We start from the raw sequence: 17814 nt of genomic DNA on the forward strand, positions 1-17814 counted from the left end.
ATGAAAAGAAGAACTTTTGTTAAAAACACATCGTTTACCGCATTAGGGATAAGTGTATTTGGAAACATTAGTTGGAATGGTAAACAATTTGTTGGGGACAGCCCAACAACAACAGACATCCTGGGTCCATTTTATCGACCGGGCGCACCGCTTAGAGATAATTTGGTATTACCTGGTAGTAAAGGAACAACATTGGTCCTGAAAGGGGTCATTTTTAAAGAAGATGGAAAGAGCCCGGTTTCAAATGCACTGGTAGAGATCTGGCATTGCGATGAAAATCAACTGTATGATAATACCTCTGATAAATTCAACTATCGTGGAGGACAGATCACGAAGGCCAATGGCGGTTATAAATTTAAGACCATTATACCCGTTCCGTATAAAGCAGACCCTGCTAGCGAAAGCTCCTGGCGTCCGGCGCACATTCATATGAGGGTATCAGTAAAAGGACAACAAGACCTGGTAACGCAGATCTACTTTAAGGAAGGAAAATATGTAGACACGGACAAATGGTCTTCCTCCCCAGGCGCAAAAAACAGGGTACTGGAAATTACAAATTTGCATGGAGTAGATGAAATTACTTTTAATGTGGTGCTTCAAAAAGAATATAAGCTTTCAAAAAACTATTACGACAAAATTGAAGGCGTGTTCGATATAGGTAACGATAATAAAGTGGAATTTAAAATGAATGATGATCTGCTGTTCACAAAATATAATGGACAGCTGTATTCGAGTTTGTCATACAAGGGCAACAATAAATTTGAAGGAGGCCTTGAAGACCCGGTTGTAGAGTTTATACTGCAGGAAAAAGGGGAAACAACTGTAAATATCCAGGTTGATGGAAAGCTGTATAAGGGAACAAGGGTGCTGAAATATTGATGAATTTACCTGTAGCTAACATTGCATTGCCGCCATTCGGCGGCTTCGCATACCACTTCCCGGCATTGGGTCCCGGCCGGGCTGGAAAAACAACTTTCAGCTTTAGTTCTTAATTTCACCGTCAGTTTTTCACTCAGCAGTAGTTGTGGGCGTACGGAATACCAATTCTCAACCTGCGTAAAGCCCTGCCCGTTGTACGCTATTAGACAAAACCTTTTTAACAAAAAAGTTATATAACTATTCAGAAGATTTTCTAAATAATTATAATCCTACCCAATGATGAGAAATTATTTTTCAAATATTTTAACCAACCTTCTTTTTTTATTATGTTTCTACGATAGTCAGGCACAGAATTGTATTTTAAATCAACCTGCACATCAAATAATATGCAATGACAGCATTACCAACCCTGTTAATTTCACCGGTGGGGGCATTGGGACAGTTTATAACTGGACTAATAATACACCATCTATTGGGTTGACAAGTAGTGGATCTGGTAATATTGCTTCATTTGCTGCGATAAATTCCGGTAATTCACCGGTAACAGCAACAATAAACGTAACAGCTTCATCTATTTTGGGGGGCAGTTTCGCTTATATTCCACTAACATCTTTTACTTCCGGAGTATCTGTAATTAGTCTTGCTACAAATTCAGTTGTAACAACCATTCCTACTCCGGTTGGCCCCCTGGGCGTTTCATTAAACGCTGATGGAAGCAGGGCTTATATTACTTGTCGAAATTCGAATGTTGTTTTAATAATTAATACAATTACTAACACTGTACTCAATACTATTAATGTTGGCACAGACCCGATTGGTGTATGGCCAAGTCCTGACGGCAGTAAGTTATATGTTAGTAATTCAACGGCCAATTCTTTGTCAGTGATTAACCTCAACTCCAATTCTGTGGTAGCAACCATCCCTGTTGGAACAAATCCTTGTGGTGTTAATGTGAGCCTTGATGGAGGTCGGGTGTATGTAGCAAATCGGTTTAGTAATAATGTAACGGTGATCGATGCTGCCACCAATTCAGTTTTGACAAATATCATTGTGGGTGCAACACCTATTGGGATATGTCTAAATACTGATGGCAGCAGGCTATATGTTTCAAATCAGCAATCCAATACAATATCTGTTATTAATACAGCAACAAATCTTGTCGTAGCAACAATTAGTGTAGGAACTAATCCTACAGGCTTAGCAACCAGCCACGATGGAGCGAGGCTTTATGTTGCTAACCAAAATTCCAATACCTTGTCAGTAATCAACACAACCTTAAATACAGTAATAGCCACAATTCCTACAACGGGCCTATCGGCTTATGGAGTTTCAGTAAGTCCAGATGACAAGATAGTATTTGTAACTAGTTTTAATTCCAACAATATAAGTGTTATAAATACGGTTACCAATTCTCTCGTTACAACTATATCCCTTTCCTCAAGTCCGTGGGGATTGGGTAATTTTATTACTCCTGGTTGCACGAGTTCCACAACATCTTTTACAATAACAGTTAATCCCAAAAATCATGCAGCCTGTAACAACAATACTATAAACGGAGACAGCCTTTATATAAAATTATTACCCAATGTAATTTCGGGCAATACTATTCTCAGAGTAACCTCAAATTACGCTGCTCAAATTAATTGGAATATTTATGACGCAATCGGTAGAAAAGTAATGCAATTTTTACAACCAATTAGTCCAGGTCAAAATAACCAGGTTTTAAGATTAGATTTTTTAGCTAAAGGCGCCTATTTTCTTCGTGGAACAACAAACAGAAACAAATATTTTACTTTGAGACTTTTACGTCTCTAACTGTAATAGCGGACAATATAGGCTTTTGCACAAGTGTGGCTGAACGAACAAACATCAACTAATTGCAAATCCTGGCTGCGGTTCGAGCGGGACAAACAACTTTAAACTTTAGTTCTTAATTTCATCAAAATATTTTCAACCTGCCGGCAGACGGTCAGCAGCGGTTGTCGGCAGACGGAATAACAATTCCCAACCTGCCTAAAGCCGCGCCCGTTGCTTGCATTTTTTAAAAGCCTAATTCTATAAAAGATAAAATTAAACTAATGGGCTACGACATAAGTTATCATCCAATCTCTGAAGCAGAAATAAACGATTGGTATTTTGACATATTAAACAACGAAGGTAAAATCGACAAATTCGCAACTGACTTTGAAATTGATTTGCAAAATAAAGAACAATACAAACTGGTTATCAAAATAGCCAAAGAAGTGCCTGTGACAGATTTGTTTGACACAAAACATGGCTATTATATCGCCGTAACGCAGGGATTTTTTAGGAAATATTTTTTTACCAGGGGATCTTCTTTTTCATTCCTGATCGACGAAATTCCAGGCTTTAATTCATACACAAAAAAGTGGCAAGACATTGTACACTTTGAGATAAAGAATCCCTTAAATAATAAATTGACCTCAAATTACAGCGCAGGGGTTTATCTTCCATTAAATAAAATAATAGAACTCCTGAATGATTATAAAACAAATATTGAGATAAAGACACAACTCGACAACTGGTTTTCTTTTGGAAGAATTGCTGTATTTTTAAAAGCTTTGAATTTTTGTATAGAAGCCAAAACTGGCTTACTAGAAGCGTCAGAGGTTGTTGAAATAAATCCTTTTGATCTACAAAACTCAGCCTCATACTCAAACTTAGGAAATTGTGACTTAGACGGCCCTTTTTTATATAGAGAGGCTGCATTAGACCAATTAAAAGCTGCCTACAACAATCCAAAATAGCTTAAATCTTTTCTCGCCAAACTGCAGGCAACATAGGGTTTTGCCTCAGTGGAGGCTGAACCCCGCACTCTGGCGCCAGTGTTCCTGCCAAAGGCGGGATCACTGGTGTATATTAATTCCCTCCACATTATCTTTGCTGCAATACTAACAGCATATAACCCGGGAGTAAGTGTAATAACACTCCGCCTTCCGTAATGATGAAAGATGTAATTAAATCAAAGATCACAGCCTATTATAACCGGCAGATCTCAGCAGCAGAACTGCGGGCTAGCCTGAGTGAATATTACCCGGAAAGGAACAACCTGGTGAGGAACACATTTGCGGAGCTCCTGGAGTCAAAAGACTCGAAGGAGGTATACTATGCCCTGGACTTACTCTGGATTTTTGAAGAAAAAAAGGATGAATACATAGATCTTTTACACACCCTGCTGCTGGAGCCATGGCACAGCCAGTATGAAAACCTGGCGCATAACCTGCAATACAGAAAAAATCCATTGAGTATCCCTTACTTAAAAGCCGCCATGCAAAAAAAGTACGATTCCCTGGAATCGTATGGTACCGGAACCCGGCAATTCATCAATCAATGCGGGCATGCGCTATGGAGCATTAATACCAAAGAAGCGATAGATACGATAAGGGAATTGAGTACTGCTGCCGACCCTGTTTTAAAAGACGAAATGTTGTACAGGCTTTCAAGAATTGAAGGCAGGAATGATTACGAAAGAGATTATGACCTAGAATGATTGCCTTGCTCCCAACTTATTAGCAGCAAGCCAAAGCACAGGCACAACCGGAAAATGCGGAAAACCATAATGCAGGCAAACGCAACCTGCTTACATTACAGCACAAACTAAAAAATCATTGCAGGTATTTTAAATACCAAATTGAAATAATATCTTTAAAGACCTAGTAAGCCCTTGCGCATTGTGAGTGAGGATAGCGGAGCTTTGGTTTTAATACTGTTATTGACGCAATAAACAATACGAAATGTATATTACTAGCTTGTTGGTTATCTGCATATATTTAGTTTGATGAATTACGTGTAATAACAGCAATGCTAGTGTTAGCTGTAAATCAGTAACGCCCTTCAATCATGGAAATAACATACAATAGCCAAAATTTTCCCAGACATTACGGACCTTCTCTACGAGGAAGTAATCGTATTACTTTCTCACCACAAGAATTATTTTGGTCAGCAATAACTGTAGGTAGAGCAAATGTTATTGACGTAATTAGTAACGGTATTTATTCTGAATATGAAATTTTATATAGGTCGTCTATTGTTGCTGCTAATATCGCACAAAATGGTAATAACCTAATTAAATCGTCTGCTTACCAAAGCTTAAATCCATCAGAAAAAAGTGCTGTTTCATATTTCCTTGGGCTTACATTTTGCAAATTGCTTTCACATAGACTCCTTAATGTGCCATGGCTACTCCATATTGACGTTTATCGTTCCCATTTCAGAGCTACAGGGCAAGCATTTCGTTTTGGGTCAAGTAGATTAAGACCTGATATGATTGGTTTAGATAACAGAAGACGATGGGTTGTAATGGAAAGCAAAGGAAGGACAAATACATTTGCTCCAAATTTACTTGCTCATGGAAAGTCTCAAACTAGAAATTTAAGACAAATTGGCGGAAGCTATCCAAATCTAAGAGTCGCGGCAGTAACTCATTTTACAAATAACTTTCTGACTGTTGATTGGGAAGACCCGGAAGGAGTTAATGAAGAAAATTTTGATTTAGAAACATCGCTTGGAGATTATCTATTTTATTATTACAAACTCATCGTTAACATCCTTTCAAATAATGAAACAAGAAGAGTAAGTGGTTATACGGTCTATACATTTCAAAATGTAAACTTGACAATTGGACTAGAAACATCAATATTCAATGCGTACAGAAATCGCTCATTAGAAAATGTCCAAAGACAACAGATAGTACCATCAGTTAAATTTCAAGAATTTCCAGAACAAGATTTCTATGCAGGGGCAGACGGAATAATTGTAGGTTTAGGGCAGAATTGGCGAGATTTAATTCGTACAAATGAAAAGTAAAAGCCCTACCGATAACGTTTTATTGGCAATAATTTTAAAGTAACATCCTACTTCTATTTCATAACAGCCAAATACACAAAATGAATAATGAAATTTTACAATCAAAAACAAAAGAAGAAGTTTTCAATTTTATCAGAGAACGACTCACATTTACTAATGGCATTGATAGTCAACTTAGTCACACCGACAAAGAAATTTTTAAAAAAGAGTACAGACGATTTGAAATGTCAGGTTATGAAAGTAAAACAGGGCAATGCACTAAACATAACTTAGCAATCGTAAATAAATTTGCAGACCTTAGCATATATGACTATACGAGTTATTTGTTTCTTGACTTTTACAAAGGACACGGAATTCTATATTTGAAGTATTTCAATGACAATGAAAACTTAGAGTTTGAACTTAGCGGCTATGGGACAACTGAAATAATTTATGAAATATTTCAAAAGAACAATTTTCACGAATAAATCTACAAGACGAAGATTATAATTTATGCCAACACCTAAACGAGAAATTACATTTTCAATTGACACATTATTTGATATGCAATTCAATAAACATCTACATAAATACTTTGGTTTTTTTTGCGAATTAATTGATGACGGGTTCATTTTATCATTTGGCAGACGAGATGAAATATTAACGACAATAAAGGACAAAGATCATTTAGCAAATTTCAAAAAATCGCTACGTCTGACAATTGACTAAGTGTAAGAAAAACTACTGCCAACATTGTATTGCCAATAGTAGGGCTAGACATTAGCAATCAGCATTGGTTACAGGCGGACGGAACACAGTATACCGCCACATCTCCAATGCTTAATCTTGTACGGAATAGGCAAATCCTCAATAAATAAAAGCACATGAACGAATTTAAACCAGAAGAAATCCTTAACAATGATATTGACTTGGCTACCATAGAGTCGTTACCCTCATCATATATTCAGGAAAAAGTCGTTCTTGGCATTGATATATATAAGTATAGTCAATACCCAACTATTGAACAAATATATATTCCTGTTGTATTCGATTGGTTGTATCATATGGCAGCTATAAATACTATAAAACATGAAAAATATTTTTTTGATGGCTACGGAGCAACCGAAGTTGATTTTAAGAAAAAATTTATTAGTACTGGAGATGGAGGTTTTCAAATTTTTGATGATGTTTTGCAAGCAGTAATATTCGCCACTTATTTTCAAACAGCTCTAAGGCGCTATGTTACCGGTGGAGCAACTGGCCCACTTGAAAAAAATCTATACAAAGTTGTAAGCTCTTTAGAATTGAGATATGCAATTTCCAGAGACAAAATATATTCTTATAAATCAAATTATTTTGGACCGGCAATTATTAATAACGCTAGAATACTATCAAAAGACAATCTCAATCGCCTGTTAATAGATTTAAATTCCATATCATGGCTAACTAAGAATCTAAACGCAGCAGAAAATTTATTAGATATTGACAAAGAATCTCTAGCCAAAACAAGTTACTTTAAAGGCCATGACAAGTCGAAAGGCTCTCGTTTATTCGACACATCAGGAAAAATACTTTCCGTGGATTTGCAAAAGGTTGGAGCATTAAAAGCAAAAGAAACCATGTTAGATATATTCAATATGCATTTGCAAGCAAAACTCGAAATAATTGTAGGTCATCACGATTATAAAATTTATGTTGTGACTTTGGGAAACTTGAATACTTCAGGCATAAACACGTAACTGCGTACAAAAAAAGTATTTTCTTCACCGCAGGTGTCACTGCAATCTCCGCCATCGTCTGGTTTTTGACCAACGACTTATACATCAAATGGGTAATAGTCATTTTGGGTATGCAGTCAGGACGATGTACTTAACGTACCAACAATGACAGAAACCTCACTCTGGCACCAGTGATCCCGCCAAAGGCGGGATCACTGGTGTCTGTTAATTCCCCCGGTCTGCGACCGCAGCGTAACATTGCATAAAAAGTACAACCCTCCAACACCACCGCCCGCATTGGCGCCAGTGTTCCCTCATCACTCCCTCATACCCTCCCTACACTTACTCTATACATCCCCCGTACATACCCAGTACATGCCCCTTACCAACTACATACCAACAGCCATCATCTTTCGGACATCCTTCGGACAACCTTCGGACATCGCTCGGATACCTCCCGGTTTATCATCGCTTAAAAAGTCCCGCTATACACAAGCTTAACATTACCAGCTCCTGCCCTACTCTACCACTTTCCGTAACAGTCTGTGTTCCTGTTGAAAAATCTCCGCATTAATGCTTACATTCAATTTTATAATTTACCTGGCACCAAATGGACATTGCACAAATAAGGAAATACTGGATGGACAGCGACGAAGATTTATGTACCTATACCGCTCCACAATTACAAAACCCCGGGCTTTTGCAACAAACCATTGTATACCTAACCGAATGTGGCTTGCCGCAAACCTGTGCACCATTTTTATCCTTTCATGAAAATGATGCACCCGAACTGCAAACGCCTAACCAGGTATACCATATTGATTGGGAAGAACTGCATAACTATTTAGTGATTGGCGGTAACGGCAGCGGCGACCCTGTTTGTATTGACCTGGACAAAGATAACGAGATCGTGTTTTTAAACCACGATAATTTCTTTCAAAGAGTTTTTATTAATACAGATATACATAAGCTGCTGCAGTGTTTAATAATTTACAAAGATTTTATTGAATTGATCAATGCTGCCGACGATTCCAATTTTCTCAATGCTGTGTTTAATGATGCAGATTTTTTAAAGTTAAAGCAAGACCTATATAATGCAGATAGCCACTGCCTGGATGAAAATACGATGTGGCGTTGGGAACTGGATGGATTATTGGCAGAACGGGCTAACACCTAAAGCGCTTTGGACATTGTTTATCTCCGCCGTAGTCCGGGCTTCAACCAACGACGTACGCTGCCACTTAAGATCACCTGTCCAATTCAAAAAATCCTCCCGCCATCAACTTTCAACTTTCAACTTTGAACTTTCAACTTCTAGCTTTCAACTTCCCTAAGCTTTTGTATCTTTAAACCGGCACTGGCGCAAAGCAGCAGCCTGTGGCAATTTTAAAGTAACCCGTAATCAATGACACACCAGGAAATTTTACGAAAAGTGGAGTGGAAAGACTTAAAAAAACTGACCCTCAAAGAAATGCTGATCGAAAACAATCTTACGGTTCCCTGGTTTGCAATTTCATTAACATTGGCGTATTTCGGTTATTACATTTTTGCGTTGCCCTTTTCAGCCCTCTTCTTTTTAACAGGATTGAGACAGGTGCACAATGGTTTTCATAATTCGCTTGGCACAAACCGGTTTCTTACCTGGCTCTCTCTTTACATCAACAGTATTTTCATGATGGTTTCCATTCATGCGGTTAAGTTCAATCATATCCGACATCACAAATATTGTTTAACAGAGGAGGACTACGAAGGCAAATCGGCAGGGATGAGTTGGTATGGCGCCATTTTGTACGGACCTATCCATATTTTTTTAATTCACAAGGTTACACTGCAGCTCGGAAATAAAAATTATAAGCGCAACGTTATTTTAGAATTGGTATCCATCGCCATTTTTGCAGCAATAGTTTGCTGGTTCAACATTCATTTTTTGATCTATCATATCATCGTAATGATCATCGGGGAATTCCTGATGGCATTTTTCGCAGTCTGGACAGTGCATCACGATACACACGATAGCCCGGATTTTGCAAGAACACAGCGAACAGGCTGGAAAAATAAAATAACGTTCAGTATGTTTTATCACCTGGAACATCATTTGTTCCCTGCTGTTCCTACCATTAAGTTACCCGAACTTGCAAAGCGAATAGATGAAGTGCTGCCCGAAATAGACAAAAAGAAAACATTTTAGTAATTAAATCTCCGTCGTCGTCTGGCCTTTGGCCAACGATGTATGATCAGCCACGAAGACACGGAGACACGAAAATAAATCTTAGTGTTACTTCGTGTCTTTACGTCTTCGTGGTTTATCTCGCCCGGCCTTCGACCAACGCCGTACACCGCACCACTAAGCGACGAAAGCAAATAATATATCTTCGTGTTACTTCGCGTCTTCCTGCCTTCGTGGTTTCAAAAACCTGCCTTTCGAGGTACACACTTCTCACCAATTTTCCTTACCTTTTACAGCACCATTATGAAAAATTTATTCCTGTTTTTAATAATACTGAGCTGGCAGACAATAAAATCGCAGAATATCATCCAGCTTTGGCAACCATATACGGTGAATATATTACCCAATTGCGGAGCCCGGGATTTCGAAAAAGAATTCTCCATTACCACTAATTCCAATGAAGCAATTAAGCTATATAACTTTAATACGCACGGTACTGAATACCGTATATTTTATGAAGGGAAGAAGGTGGAAGAAAAAGACAGCATCAGCTTAACCGCTTTAAAGCCGGCAGTATTTAAAATACGGTTTGATACAATGCCCCGGAACCAGGATTCATTGCACCTTACCTACACAACCAGTATTGATAGTATGGAGATATTTAAGCAGGGATACATTCATTTTCTTTTTAAGGGATTTATTATCTCCCGTTTCCCATTTACCGAAAAAGACTATGTGGTTGAATTATCCAAAAGCTGCCTGGATAGTATAAGGGTATATTTTCCCTCTGGCGGAACTGAAACCGGTACCAGGCTGTACAGGTCCGGCAACCTAAAAAAAATGTTCCGTTACATTTGGTACAATTGGGGCGATGATAAAAAAAGTTTTATCACCTTTTACAGAAAGGACATTGGCCGCTATTTGGTACAGCAGGCATCCTGCTGGACAGCCGACTCTTTTTGGTTAACCATAAAATAAACGCCTCCGCTACAGGAAAGGCGAATTTCAAAAAAACACCTTACTAACCCTAAACAATACACGATTTTTTCTTATCTTCACAACAGCTCACAAAACACAATAAAAGCCTGCGCCGTACAGCTTTCACCCACAGAATATCCGCAGGACACTAACAGTACACTCACAGGACATATACGGGACACTCATAGGACCCTTACAGGACACTCACGGGACTTTTGCAGGACTCTATAGTACCGAGAATCCGGGCAGCATTGGGCTACAACAGGCAGTTGAGCCGTACTTACTTTACTCCATCTCTCTACCATACCGGTATCATCCCCGTATCATACCGCTTATATCCTTATACCATCCCCTACTCTACTGGCGCCAGTGTTCCTGCGAAAGGCGGGATCACTGGTGTCTATTAATTCCGCCGGTCTGTCCAAAGGACTCCTTAGGAGTGACCGCAGCATAACATTACATAAAAAGCACAACCCTTCACCACCACCAACAACTCACTGCTTCTGCCTGCTATCCCTTAACTTTGAATAAAACCATCATGCGCATTTTACTACTATCAATATTATTTTTTACTGCAGCCTGCTCCGGCAATCAGTAACCTGCCAGCGAACATGATCAATCCGTTGCTATTGATACTGCTAAACTTTTCGATCCCCAACCCGGTACCCCCGATGAAGTGGGCAACGTATTGACCAACTGTGTAATGCTGGATGACGACAGTATGACCGTTGTTACAGCAGGCGAAAAATATCCCGCAGGTGATAATAATAAAATGAGGGAATTGCTGCAACAAAACAATGCAGCCATCAGCAAACAAAAACTGTACATTGTATATGCAGGCAACGTAGCAACAAAAAAAGATCGTGGATATTATTGATATTGTAAAAGCTGCCAGCATTAATAACTACAAAGTAGTAAAACTGGATACGCTTTTTAAAATGAACGTGCCGAGGTAAAAACAGAATCGGCGGCGTTGCAAATATTGCAAACTTCGATTTACCGCAGAGAAAAAGAGAGGCAGAGTTTACGCTGAGTATCTCTGCGAAGACCTCCATTTTCTCTTTTCTCTGCGGTGTATGCTTACCTCTCAATCAAAACACTTTACAAAACCAAAATACTCACTCCGCAACCAAAGTCATTACAAAATAAAGTACATCTTCCAACTCACTATTCACCACTCACCACTCACTTTACTTTCACCCCCTTTTTATTAATAAAAAAAGTAGCTGTTCCCTTACACACTTCCGCCCTGCCCTTTTCAAAATAAGCAGCGCAGTCATAAATAAAAGGAATCACGGTATTATTTTTATTATCAATAAAGCCCCATTTATCACCTTTCTTAACACTGGCCAGTCCTTCAATAAACCACATGGCATCATCATACATAAACGGCACCACCGTTTTATTATTCAGGTCTATAAAACCATACTTGCCCTTGTAATTTTTTATATCGCCCTTGGCCGCCTGGAAGTAGCCCTCCGCAAAATTATTCATGACGGAATATTCCATCGGTATCACCAGCTCGCCTTTTTTATTAATGGCGCCGTACAGGCTGTTATCATTGTACATATCGGTAGAAGCCACAATAGCATAGCCATTCTTAAAATTATTGGCAATATCAAATTTGTAATCGATCAGCAGCTTGCCGGTTTTATCAATATAACCGTATATCATTACCGCACCGTATACATTTTTTTTATCGCCGGGTTTACCCACGCTGGCCAGCCCTTCCGAAAAAGCATTGGCCACATCAAACTGCGGGGTTATCTGCATCACACCCTTTTCATCAATATAGCCCCATTTATCATCCAGGCTCACAGCGGCCAGCCCTTCGCTAAAGCGCTGAATGGCTTTAAACTGCGCCGGGGCAATAACCTTACCTGACTTATCTTTAAAGCCATAGCGTTTGCTGTCTTTATCAAAAAAACTTTCCGGTGCCTGCGCCAGTGTAATGGTACAGTATAATACAGCGGCTATCAATAACAGTGTTTTCATTTTTTTTGTTTGTAAAATAGTGCAGCAGCGTTGAGCAAACAATACCCAATGGCACGGAGGCGGAAGCTGTTACTGGCGCCAGTGTTCCCGCCAAAGGCGAGATCACTGGTGTCTATTAATTCTGGCGGTCTGTGACCGCTGCACGACCTTTTTAGAAAGCAAACTGTAACTAAGCTTTTTCCCACTTAGTGCCGCACAATTATATACCCAGCTTCAATATCTATTTTAATTTTAACCTTTATCTTTAATAAACAAACTATTAAACATCCTTACACCTGTAAATTTTTCTCATGGCCGTATTTTATAAACTTCTCCCGCTCCTTATCACTATCGCCGTGGCGGCGCTTTTTATTAAAGTGCTTAGTCCATGGTGGTTCAGGTATAAGCTAAAGAAATTGATGAAATTCAGGCCGTCCATTTCGGTTACAGACGCAAGTGGCTTTTCAATATTTGAAGCCGACAACGTAGTAAAAAAATTTCACTGGAAGGATATTGATAAAATAGAATTGACAGGTAGTGAAGTATTGAAGCTGTATTTTAAGGACACGAGCATGCTTACTATGTGGAAAAGGGATTATACAGGATGGTTGGCGCTTATAAAGACTGCTCCCGCAACCCTGCCGGTAAATGATGCATTTGCAAAATACAAAGACGAATATTTCAGTAACCTGTCCTGCTGCAAAGTATGCGGCAAGATTGCGGTAAAGAATGACGAATGCCCGAATTGTATTGCAGATACTTATGAAAAATATTGTAAGGACATGGAAAGTGATGGAGAAAAGATACAAACTGAAAGGGAGTTCCTTAGAGAAAATCAACTGGACTGGTTCACCGCTTTTATTGATGAAGGAAAAGTAGATTTCCATTCCAAAGAAATATTGTATGATGATTGCCCGAACTGGACGCCTTTGGTTACAGCGGCCGAAGTGATACAGTATGATAAGGAAATGGAAGCATAATATTCCTGCGTCTTTCCCATAACATTTTAATATACTTACTATGATAAAACATTTTCATACACTCTTCAAATTTTCTTTATTACTATTGATTTGGAGTTGCAATTCTTCATCTTCTGATTCTAATTTTTCTGTCTACCGGGCTTTATCTGGCAGCCTTATACAATCGAATCGTGAGATTGAAAGAGAGATTAAAGTTCTGCAAGCAGGTTTTGAAAGAGATACATCGAACCCCACTATTTCGTATCATGCAAAGTTATGGCTGCCTAAAGTGCTATTAATCCAGTCAAACTCTACGCAAGTACTCGAATATATTAATACCCTTAAGGTTGATTTGAAAAAAGAAGCAGGTCTTAAACTGGTAGACATGAAAGAGCAATGGGACGAAAATGATATGCAGGCCGTTGATAAGCTTTTTAAAAAAATGGGTAAAGGCGAAGCACTTAAACAAACGATACAAGAATACGAGGCCAAAGTCTTAGCAGTTGACAGAAATATGGATTCTATTTTCACTAGTTCAGTTAACGAAATAATTCGGCTAAAGGATCCACATCAGTCAGAACAAAAGACATTCACCAAAACTTTTTTCACTAATATTCCCGCCGTTGCTGCATTCGCAATATTGCAGAAATTTGAGAATGATATTCGAAACTTAGAAATACAGCTAATAACTTATTGCTACCTTCAAATACCAAGGTAATTTTTTTTCATTGATTTCAATTTTAATGATTGCTTTTCTTCCGAACTCCTCTATTTTTAATTTAACCATAATAATGAAAGCATATACATTTATAAAAACCGGCAACGAATGGTACATCGACCTTCCCGAATACATTGCACAGGGTGGCCACAAAGGCGACCTGCAAATGGTGGAAGGCGCGGATACAATGCTGGATCTTATTGCAGGAAATAACAATTCGGTTGTACTCAATATCGACGCTGTTCAATTTGAAGGTGCAGATGTACTTTTATTAACTGAAAAATGCGATCCCACTATCGGCGGAGGTTATTATTTTTTACAAACTTTCGAGGGGCAGGAAGTAAATATCAATATGTGGCTATGCGGCGTAACGGAATTTGTTTTTGAGGAGATACCGGGGCGGATATTTATAAAGAGGAATTGAACTGCATTTAAGATTCACAGCGTGTATACTATAGCTGCCGCTGTCTTTTCCTTCCTTTTTTATCCCATAGCAATAAAAAGGTTGCCACCAGCATAAATAATATGCCCAGCGCAATAGTACCCCTGTCGTCAATCCTTTGACCGTTTAAACCTCCCACATAAGACTTCTTTCCGAAACCTTTTCCAAATGCCGCTTCACTACTTAATCTCATACATATGCCTATCAATACCAAAATAACGCCACACACAAACAGGCCTTTCAAAGGAAATGTCCAGCGTTTATCTTTTACAGGCATCTATAAATTATTTTAGTCTAAAGCGATCTTAATATTACTAAAACGATGTTTTGCTTTTTAATGCTGCATAAATTTTATCAAACCTTTCAGCAAGTACATAGTATTCAGCCACCCAATCATTGGCAATAGAATGCTCCTGGTAAGCAGCAGTAGGCAAAAAATGCATATTTACCTCGTCTAAATATTCCCGGCTTCCCTTTTCGAACGACGCTATGTATTGATCGATTTCGTTACGCATGTCCTGAGCGGTCTCGTAATACACCCAGTCAAAATTTGTATCATCACGGGCATGAAATTTCACAGCAGTTAGAATTGCTGCAGCTTCTTTAAATAATTTATCATCGGAAGAGCCCATAAAATATTAACTGATATATTTCTTACCTGAAGATAATCCAAAAGCGCTTTTGTTTTATCTTGGAGATCAAAATAAGCATGTAGGTTTTATGCAATCACTTGCGGCAAAAAATATGGAACCTTACCTGGAGCAGGATGAAACTTTATTATGGGCTGGTCAACCCAAAAAGGGTATCGTGTTTGAACCTGCAGATATATTGAATATAATATTTGTTATTGCCCTAATCATCTTTACTTATTTTGCCTGCCATGCATTAGCCAAAATATCTTTACTGCTTGCAATTGTTATCGCGGTGATATTCGGCTCCATTTGTATACTATTGGGATTTGTACGCTTTTTTATTGACGCATCATTGCGCAGTAAAACTTTTTACGGGTTGACCAATAAGCGCATCATCATAAAAGCGCCGGGAAATTATACAACTGTGCAGTCTGTATATTTCAGTTCAAAACCGCGTATAGAATTCTTACCAAACATAGATGATACCTCCACCATTGATATTGGCCTTAAATCACCATCCACGGGCAAAACGGGCATTTCATGGATACCCAATGAAAAAGCCACTATCTCCTTGTACAAGTTAACGGATGCTAACCTGGTACATCAAAAAATAAAGGAGTTGATGAGTGATCTATAACAGCAGCGTAATTTTGCTTAATTTCAATCAACTAAATACAGCACAGTAATTTTATACATCCGTTTATGAAAGTCAGCAATTTGTCTACAAATATTTTTACGATCGATAACTTCTGGACAAAACAGCAGTGTGAAGATTTTATTTCTAAAAGCGAACTGATCGGCTACGAACCTGCTACTGTAGATACTGAAAAAGGACAAATAGTGGTAGACACGGTAAGAAATAATAACCGTGTCATTTACAAAGACCCTGCACTGGCAAACATCCTGTGGCAACAAGCCGAACCATTCGCACCTACACAGATCGGTAACAGCAAAGCGATTGGCCTGAATGAGCTGTTCCGTTTTTATAAATACCAGCCGGGCCAGGAGTTTAAAAAACACCGCGACCAGAGTTATATCCGAAATGAAATTGAAGCCAGTTATTTTACCTTTATGATCTACCTGAATGATGATTATGAAGGAGGCGAAACAAGTTTTACCGATATCATCATTCAACCCAGGCAGGGTATGGCGCTGATCTTTTTTCACGACCTGGAACATGAAGGCAGCCCGGTGCGCCAGGGCATAAAATATGTTTTAAGAACAGATATCATGTACAGGCTGCAGGATGAAAAGGAATGATAGTTTTTACTGTTACACGCTTACACAGGAATAATACCGGAAATAAATTCCGGCACACTGCAAAAATCCCTTTTTTACAGGATAGGTTCACTGGTTGCATACCTGCATTTTTACAGTAAAATTTTTTCCATGAAAAAAGTATTTTTACCCCTTGCAGGTATTATTTTTTCAAGTAGCAGTTTTGCGCAGGTACAAAAAATTGAACGTCCTGAGATAATAAAAAAATTACCGGCCACCACCACGCCTTCCGGTCTTGTACAGGGCAAGGACCTTACCATTCGTATCGCCAGCTTTCAGCTCGATCCCGCCAATGGCTGCGCCATACATGTGAACTACGTGGTAAAGAACAACGGCACCGAAGCGGTTGACCTGAACAATGTGTCGGTACAGGCTTATCTTGATGACCCGCAAACCCGGCCAACAGTTACGCCGCCTACTTATCTCTTCAATGGTAAATACTGTTACGCAGCCGGCGGTCATGCACTGGCTTCGTTTTCCACCATGCTGGGCCCGGGGCAGGAAAAAGAAAACACCCTGCATTGCTTTAACCTGGACAGGGAGCATTATTTTAATACTTCCGACAACTACACGTATACGTTAGTAGTAGATAAAGCCAATATTATAGCAGAAGCGAATGAGAACAACAACACTGCTGTTTCCACTTTCCGCGGTTACCTGGGCCAGTATCCTGCTGCCCTACCGGCAGATCAATACTATCTTTCCAATGCTTTCCTGATCTTAAAAACAGGTGCAGATAACAAAGAAAAAGAATCGGAAGTGAATATCCGTGTTATCCCAAGCACCACAAAAAATCTTACCGATACTTATAACGAGTTCATTAAAAAAGTAGCCAAGAACGAAACCGAATTTTATAGCAACGCATCGCAAACATTGCCACTGGGACTGTTCATGTCCGGCACTTCTTATCTCACCAATCCTGCAACCAGCATGGCTGCTTTTAATCAAAACGGTTTAGGTTTAGTGGTGGAATACAAAGCTAATTTTTTGCTGGATGCCTGGAAGATAGAGCAGGCGCAACTGGTATTGTATTTTAAAGATGTCAATGGTTTGGTGCATCCCACACAAGGCGTTAAAATCATTACATTCAACATGCCTGCCAATACTTTTTTGGATGGCTTTGCAAAGCATTATCTTGTTTGTAAAACAGATAATGCGCTGAATCCGGTTAATATTAAGGTGATAGAGAAGCTGACATCTTACTAAAATGCCTCGCCGGGGTCTTCACAGGAAAGCCGTGAGCGAACAGTGAAGACTCCGACG

At 39.0% G+C, this 17814-nt stretch carries 20 protein-coding genes; 17 read left to right on the plus strand and 3 right to left on the minus strand.

Annotated features, from left to right (window positions below; all coding sequences use genetic code 11):
* The 11 genes from QM738_RS16135 to QM738_RS16185 all read left to right on the plus strand — a co-directional run bounded on the left by QM738_RS16135 (position 1) and on the right by QM738_RS16185 (position 11425).
* Entirely contained in the window at positions 1–879 is an 879-nt protein-coding gene (locus QM738_RS16135) for a dioxygenase family protein (RefSeq protein ID WP_462277759.1), read from the plus strand.
* 276 nt (positions 880–1155) lie between these two features.
* Positions 1156–2694, plus strand: a complete 1539-nt coding sequence (locus QM738_RS16140; protein WP_462277760.1) for a YVTN family beta-propeller repeat protein — start codon at positions 1156–1158, stop codon at positions 2692–2694.
* 263 nt (positions 2695–2957) lie between these two features.
* Positions 2958–3647, plus strand: coding sequence for a hypothetical protein (locus tag QM738_RS16145; RefSeq protein ID WP_462277761.1), 690 nt, complete (start codon positions 2958–2960; stop codon positions 3645–3647).
* A gap of 194 nt (positions 3648–3841) precedes the next feature.
* Positions 3842–4390 (plus strand): hypothetical protein, encoded by a 549-nt coding sequence (locus tag QM738_RS16150; protein ID WP_462277762.1) that lies wholly within the window; start codon positions 3842–3844, stop codon positions 4388–4390.
* Positions 4391–4740: 350 nt separating this feature from the next.
* Complete coding sequence (locus QM738_RS16155; RefSeq protein ID WP_462277763.1) at positions 4741–5706, plus strand: hypothetical protein; 966 nt, start codon at positions 4741–4743, stop codon at positions 5704–5706.
* 80 nt (positions 5707–5786) lie between these two features.
* Positions 5787–6173, plus strand: a complete 387-nt coding sequence (locus QM738_RS16160) for a hypothetical protein (protein ID WP_462277764.1) — start codon at positions 5787–5789, stop codon at positions 6171–6173.
* 396 nt (positions 6174–6569) lie between these two features.
* Positions 6570–7424 carry a hypothetical protein gene (locus QM738_RS16165; RefSeq protein WP_462277765.1) on the plus strand — a complete coding sequence of 285 codons (855 nt, stop codon included), beginning with the start codon at positions 6570–6572 and terminating at the stop codon, positions 7422–7424.
* Positions 7425–8013: 589 nt separating this feature from the next.
* On the plus strand, positions 8014–8580 hold the full coding sequence (locus QM738_RS16170; RefSeq protein WP_462277766.1) for a hypothetical protein: 567 nt from the start codon (positions 8014–8016) through the stop codon (positions 8578–8580).
* A gap of 228 nt (positions 8581–8808) precedes the next feature.
* A complete protein-coding gene (locus QM738_RS16175; protein ID WP_462277767.1) occupies positions 8809–9591 on the plus strand; it encodes a fatty acid desaturase family protein in 783 nt (260 codons plus the stop codon).
* A 282-nt stretch (positions 9592–9873) separates the two neighbouring features.
* Complete coding sequence (locus QM738_RS16180) at positions 9874–10548, plus strand: hypothetical protein (protein ID WP_462277768.1); 675 nt, start codon at positions 9874–9876, stop codon at positions 10546–10548.
* A gap of 676 nt (positions 10549–11224) precedes the next feature.
* Positions 11225–11425: a hypothetical protein gene (locus QM738_RS16185; protein WP_462277769.1), complete on the plus strand. Its 201-nt coding sequence runs from the start codon at positions 11225–11227 to the stop codon at positions 11423–11425.
* 308 nt (positions 11426–11733) lie between these two features.
* Here the strand turns inward: QM738_RS16185 and QM738_RS16190 are convergent, their stop codons facing one another.
* On the minus strand, positions 11734–12543 hold the full coding sequence (locus QM738_RS16190) for a WG repeat-containing protein (RefSeq protein WP_462277770.1): 810 nt from the start codon (positions 12541–12543) through the stop codon (positions 11734–11736).
* Positions 12544–12833: 290 nt separating this feature from the next.
* Between QM738_RS16190 and QM738_RS16195 the strand changes: the two genes are divergently transcribed.
* From QM738_RS16195 to QM738_RS16205, 3 genes are all read left to right on the plus strand, one after another.
* A complete protein-coding gene (locus QM738_RS16195) occupies positions 12834–13502 on the plus strand; it encodes a hypothetical protein (protein ID WP_462277771.1) in 669 nt (222 codons plus the stop codon).
* A gap of 40 nt (positions 13503–13542) precedes the next feature.
* Positions 13543–14199, plus strand: a complete 657-nt coding sequence (locus QM738_RS16200) for a hypothetical protein (RefSeq protein WP_462277772.1) — start codon at positions 13543–13545, stop codon at positions 14197–14199.
* A gap of 73 nt (positions 14200–14272) precedes the next feature.
* Positions 14273–14623, plus strand: coding sequence for a DUF6717 family protein (locus QM738_RS16205; protein WP_462277773.1), 351 nt, complete (start codon positions 14273–14275; stop codon positions 14621–14623).
* Positions 14624–14651: 28 nt separating this feature from the next.
* Here the strand turns inward: QM738_RS16205 and QM738_RS16210 are convergent, their stop codons facing one another.
* Entirely contained in the window at positions 14652–14918 is a 267-nt protein-coding gene (locus QM738_RS16210; RefSeq protein ID WP_462277774.1) for a hypothetical protein, read from the minus strand.
* 37 nt (positions 14919–14955) lie between these two features.
* Positions 14956–15273, minus strand: a complete 318-nt coding sequence (locus tag QM738_RS16215) for a hypothetical protein (RefSeq protein ID WP_462277775.1) — start codon at positions 15271–15273, stop codon at positions 14956–14958.
* A gap of 88 nt (positions 15274–15361) precedes the next feature.
* Here QM738_RS16215 and QM738_RS16220 point away from each other — a divergent pair, with 88 nt between their 5' ends.
* The 3 genes from QM738_RS16220 to QM738_RS16230 all read left to right on the plus strand — a co-directional run bounded on the left by QM738_RS16220 (position 15362) and on the right by QM738_RS16230 (position 17757).
* The gene (locus QM738_RS16220) at positions 15362–15910 is read left to right on the plus strand and encodes a hypothetical protein (protein WP_462277776.1); all 549 of its coding nucleotides are present in this window, start codon (positions 15362–15364) and stop codon (positions 15908–15910) included.
* 65 nt (positions 15911–15975) lie between these two features.
* Positions 15976–16533 (plus strand): prolyl hydroxylase family protein, encoded by a 558-nt coding sequence (locus tag QM738_RS16225; protein WP_462277777.1) that lies wholly within the window; start codon positions 15976–15978, stop codon positions 16531–16533.
* 129 nt (positions 16534–16662) lie between these two features.
* Positions 16663–17757, plus strand: a complete 1095-nt coding sequence (locus tag QM738_RS16230) for a CARDB domain-containing protein (protein ID WP_462277778.1) — start codon at positions 16663–16665, stop codon at positions 17755–17757.
* The last annotated feature ends 57 nt before the right edge of the window (positions 17758–17814 follow it).

Source organism: Ferruginibacter sp., assembly GCF_049840995.1.
GTDB lineage: Bacteria > Bacteroidota > Bacteroidia > Chitinophagales > Chitinophagaceae > Ferruginibacter.

Bases quoted from the DNA above. Each gene is read 5' to 3' on its own strand.
- QM738_RS16135 (WP_462277759.1), top strand. From the start codon at position 1: ATGAAAAGAAGAACTTTTGTTAAAAACACATCGTTTACCGCATTAGGG.
- QM738_RS16140 (WP_462277760.1), top strand. From the start codon at position 1,156: ATGATGAGAAATTATTTTTCAAATATTTTAACCAACCTTCTTTTTTTA.
- QM738_RS16145 (WP_462277761.1), top strand. From the start codon at position 2,958: ATGGGCTACGACATAAGTTATCATCCAATCTCTGAAGCAGAAATAAAC.
- QM738_RS16150 (WP_462277762.1), top strand. From the start codon at position 3,842: ATGATGAAAGATGTAATTAAATCAAAGATCACAGCCTATTATAACCGG.
- QM738_RS16155 (WP_462277763.1), top strand. From the start codon at position 4,741: ATGGAAATAACATACAATAGCCAAAATTTTCCCAGACATTACGGACCT.
- QM738_RS16160 (WP_462277764.1), top strand. From the start codon at position 5,787: ATGAATAATGAAATTTTACAATCAAAAACAAAAGAAGAAGTTTTCAAT.
- QM738_RS16165 (WP_462277765.1), top strand. From the start codon at position 6,570: ATGAACGAATTTAAACCAGAAGAAATCCTTAACAATGATATTGACTTG.
- QM738_RS16170 (WP_462277766.1), top strand. From the start codon at position 8,014: ATGGACATTGCACAAATAAGGAAATACTGGATGGACAGCGACGAAGAT.
- QM738_RS16175 (WP_462277767.1), top strand. From the start codon at position 8,809: ATGACACACCAGGAAATTTTACGAAAAGTGGAGTGGAAAGACTTAAAA.
- QM738_RS16180 (WP_462277768.1), top strand. From the start codon at position 9,874: ATGAAAAATTTATTCCTGTTTTTAATAATACTGAGCTGGCAGACAATA.
- QM738_RS16190 (WP_462277770.1), bottom strand. From the start codon at position 12,543: ATGAAAACACTGTTATTGATAGCCGCTGTATTATACTGTACCATTACA.
- QM738_RS16195 (WP_462277771.1), top strand. From the start codon at position 12,834: ATGGCCGTATTTTATAAACTTCTCCCGCTCCTTATCACTATCGCCGTG.
- QM738_RS16200 (WP_462277772.1), top strand. From the start codon at position 13,543: ATGATAAAACATTTTCATACACTCTTCAAATTTTCTTTATTACTATTG.
- QM738_RS16205 (WP_462277773.1), top strand. From the start codon at position 14,273: ATGAAAGCATATACATTTATAAAAACCGGCAACGAATGGTACATCGAC.
- QM738_RS16210 (WP_462277774.1), bottom strand. From the start codon at position 14,918: ATGCCTGTAAAAGATAAACGCTGGACATTTCCTTTGAAAGGCCTGTTT.
- QM738_RS16215 (WP_462277775.1), bottom strand. From the start codon at position 15,273: ATGGGCTCTTCCGATGATAAATTATTTAAAGAAGCTGCAGCAATTCTA.
- QM738_RS16220 (WP_462277776.1), top strand. From the start codon at position 15,362: ATGCAATCACTTGCGGCAAAAAATATGGAACCTTACCTGGAGCAGGAT.
- QM738_RS16225 (WP_462277777.1), top strand. From the start codon at position 15,976: ATGAAAGTCAGCAATTTGTCTACAAATATTTTTACGATCGATAACTTC.
- QM738_RS16230 (WP_462277778.1), top strand. From the start codon at position 16,663: ATGAAAAAAGTATTTTTACCCCTTGCAGGTATTATTTTTTCAAGTAGC.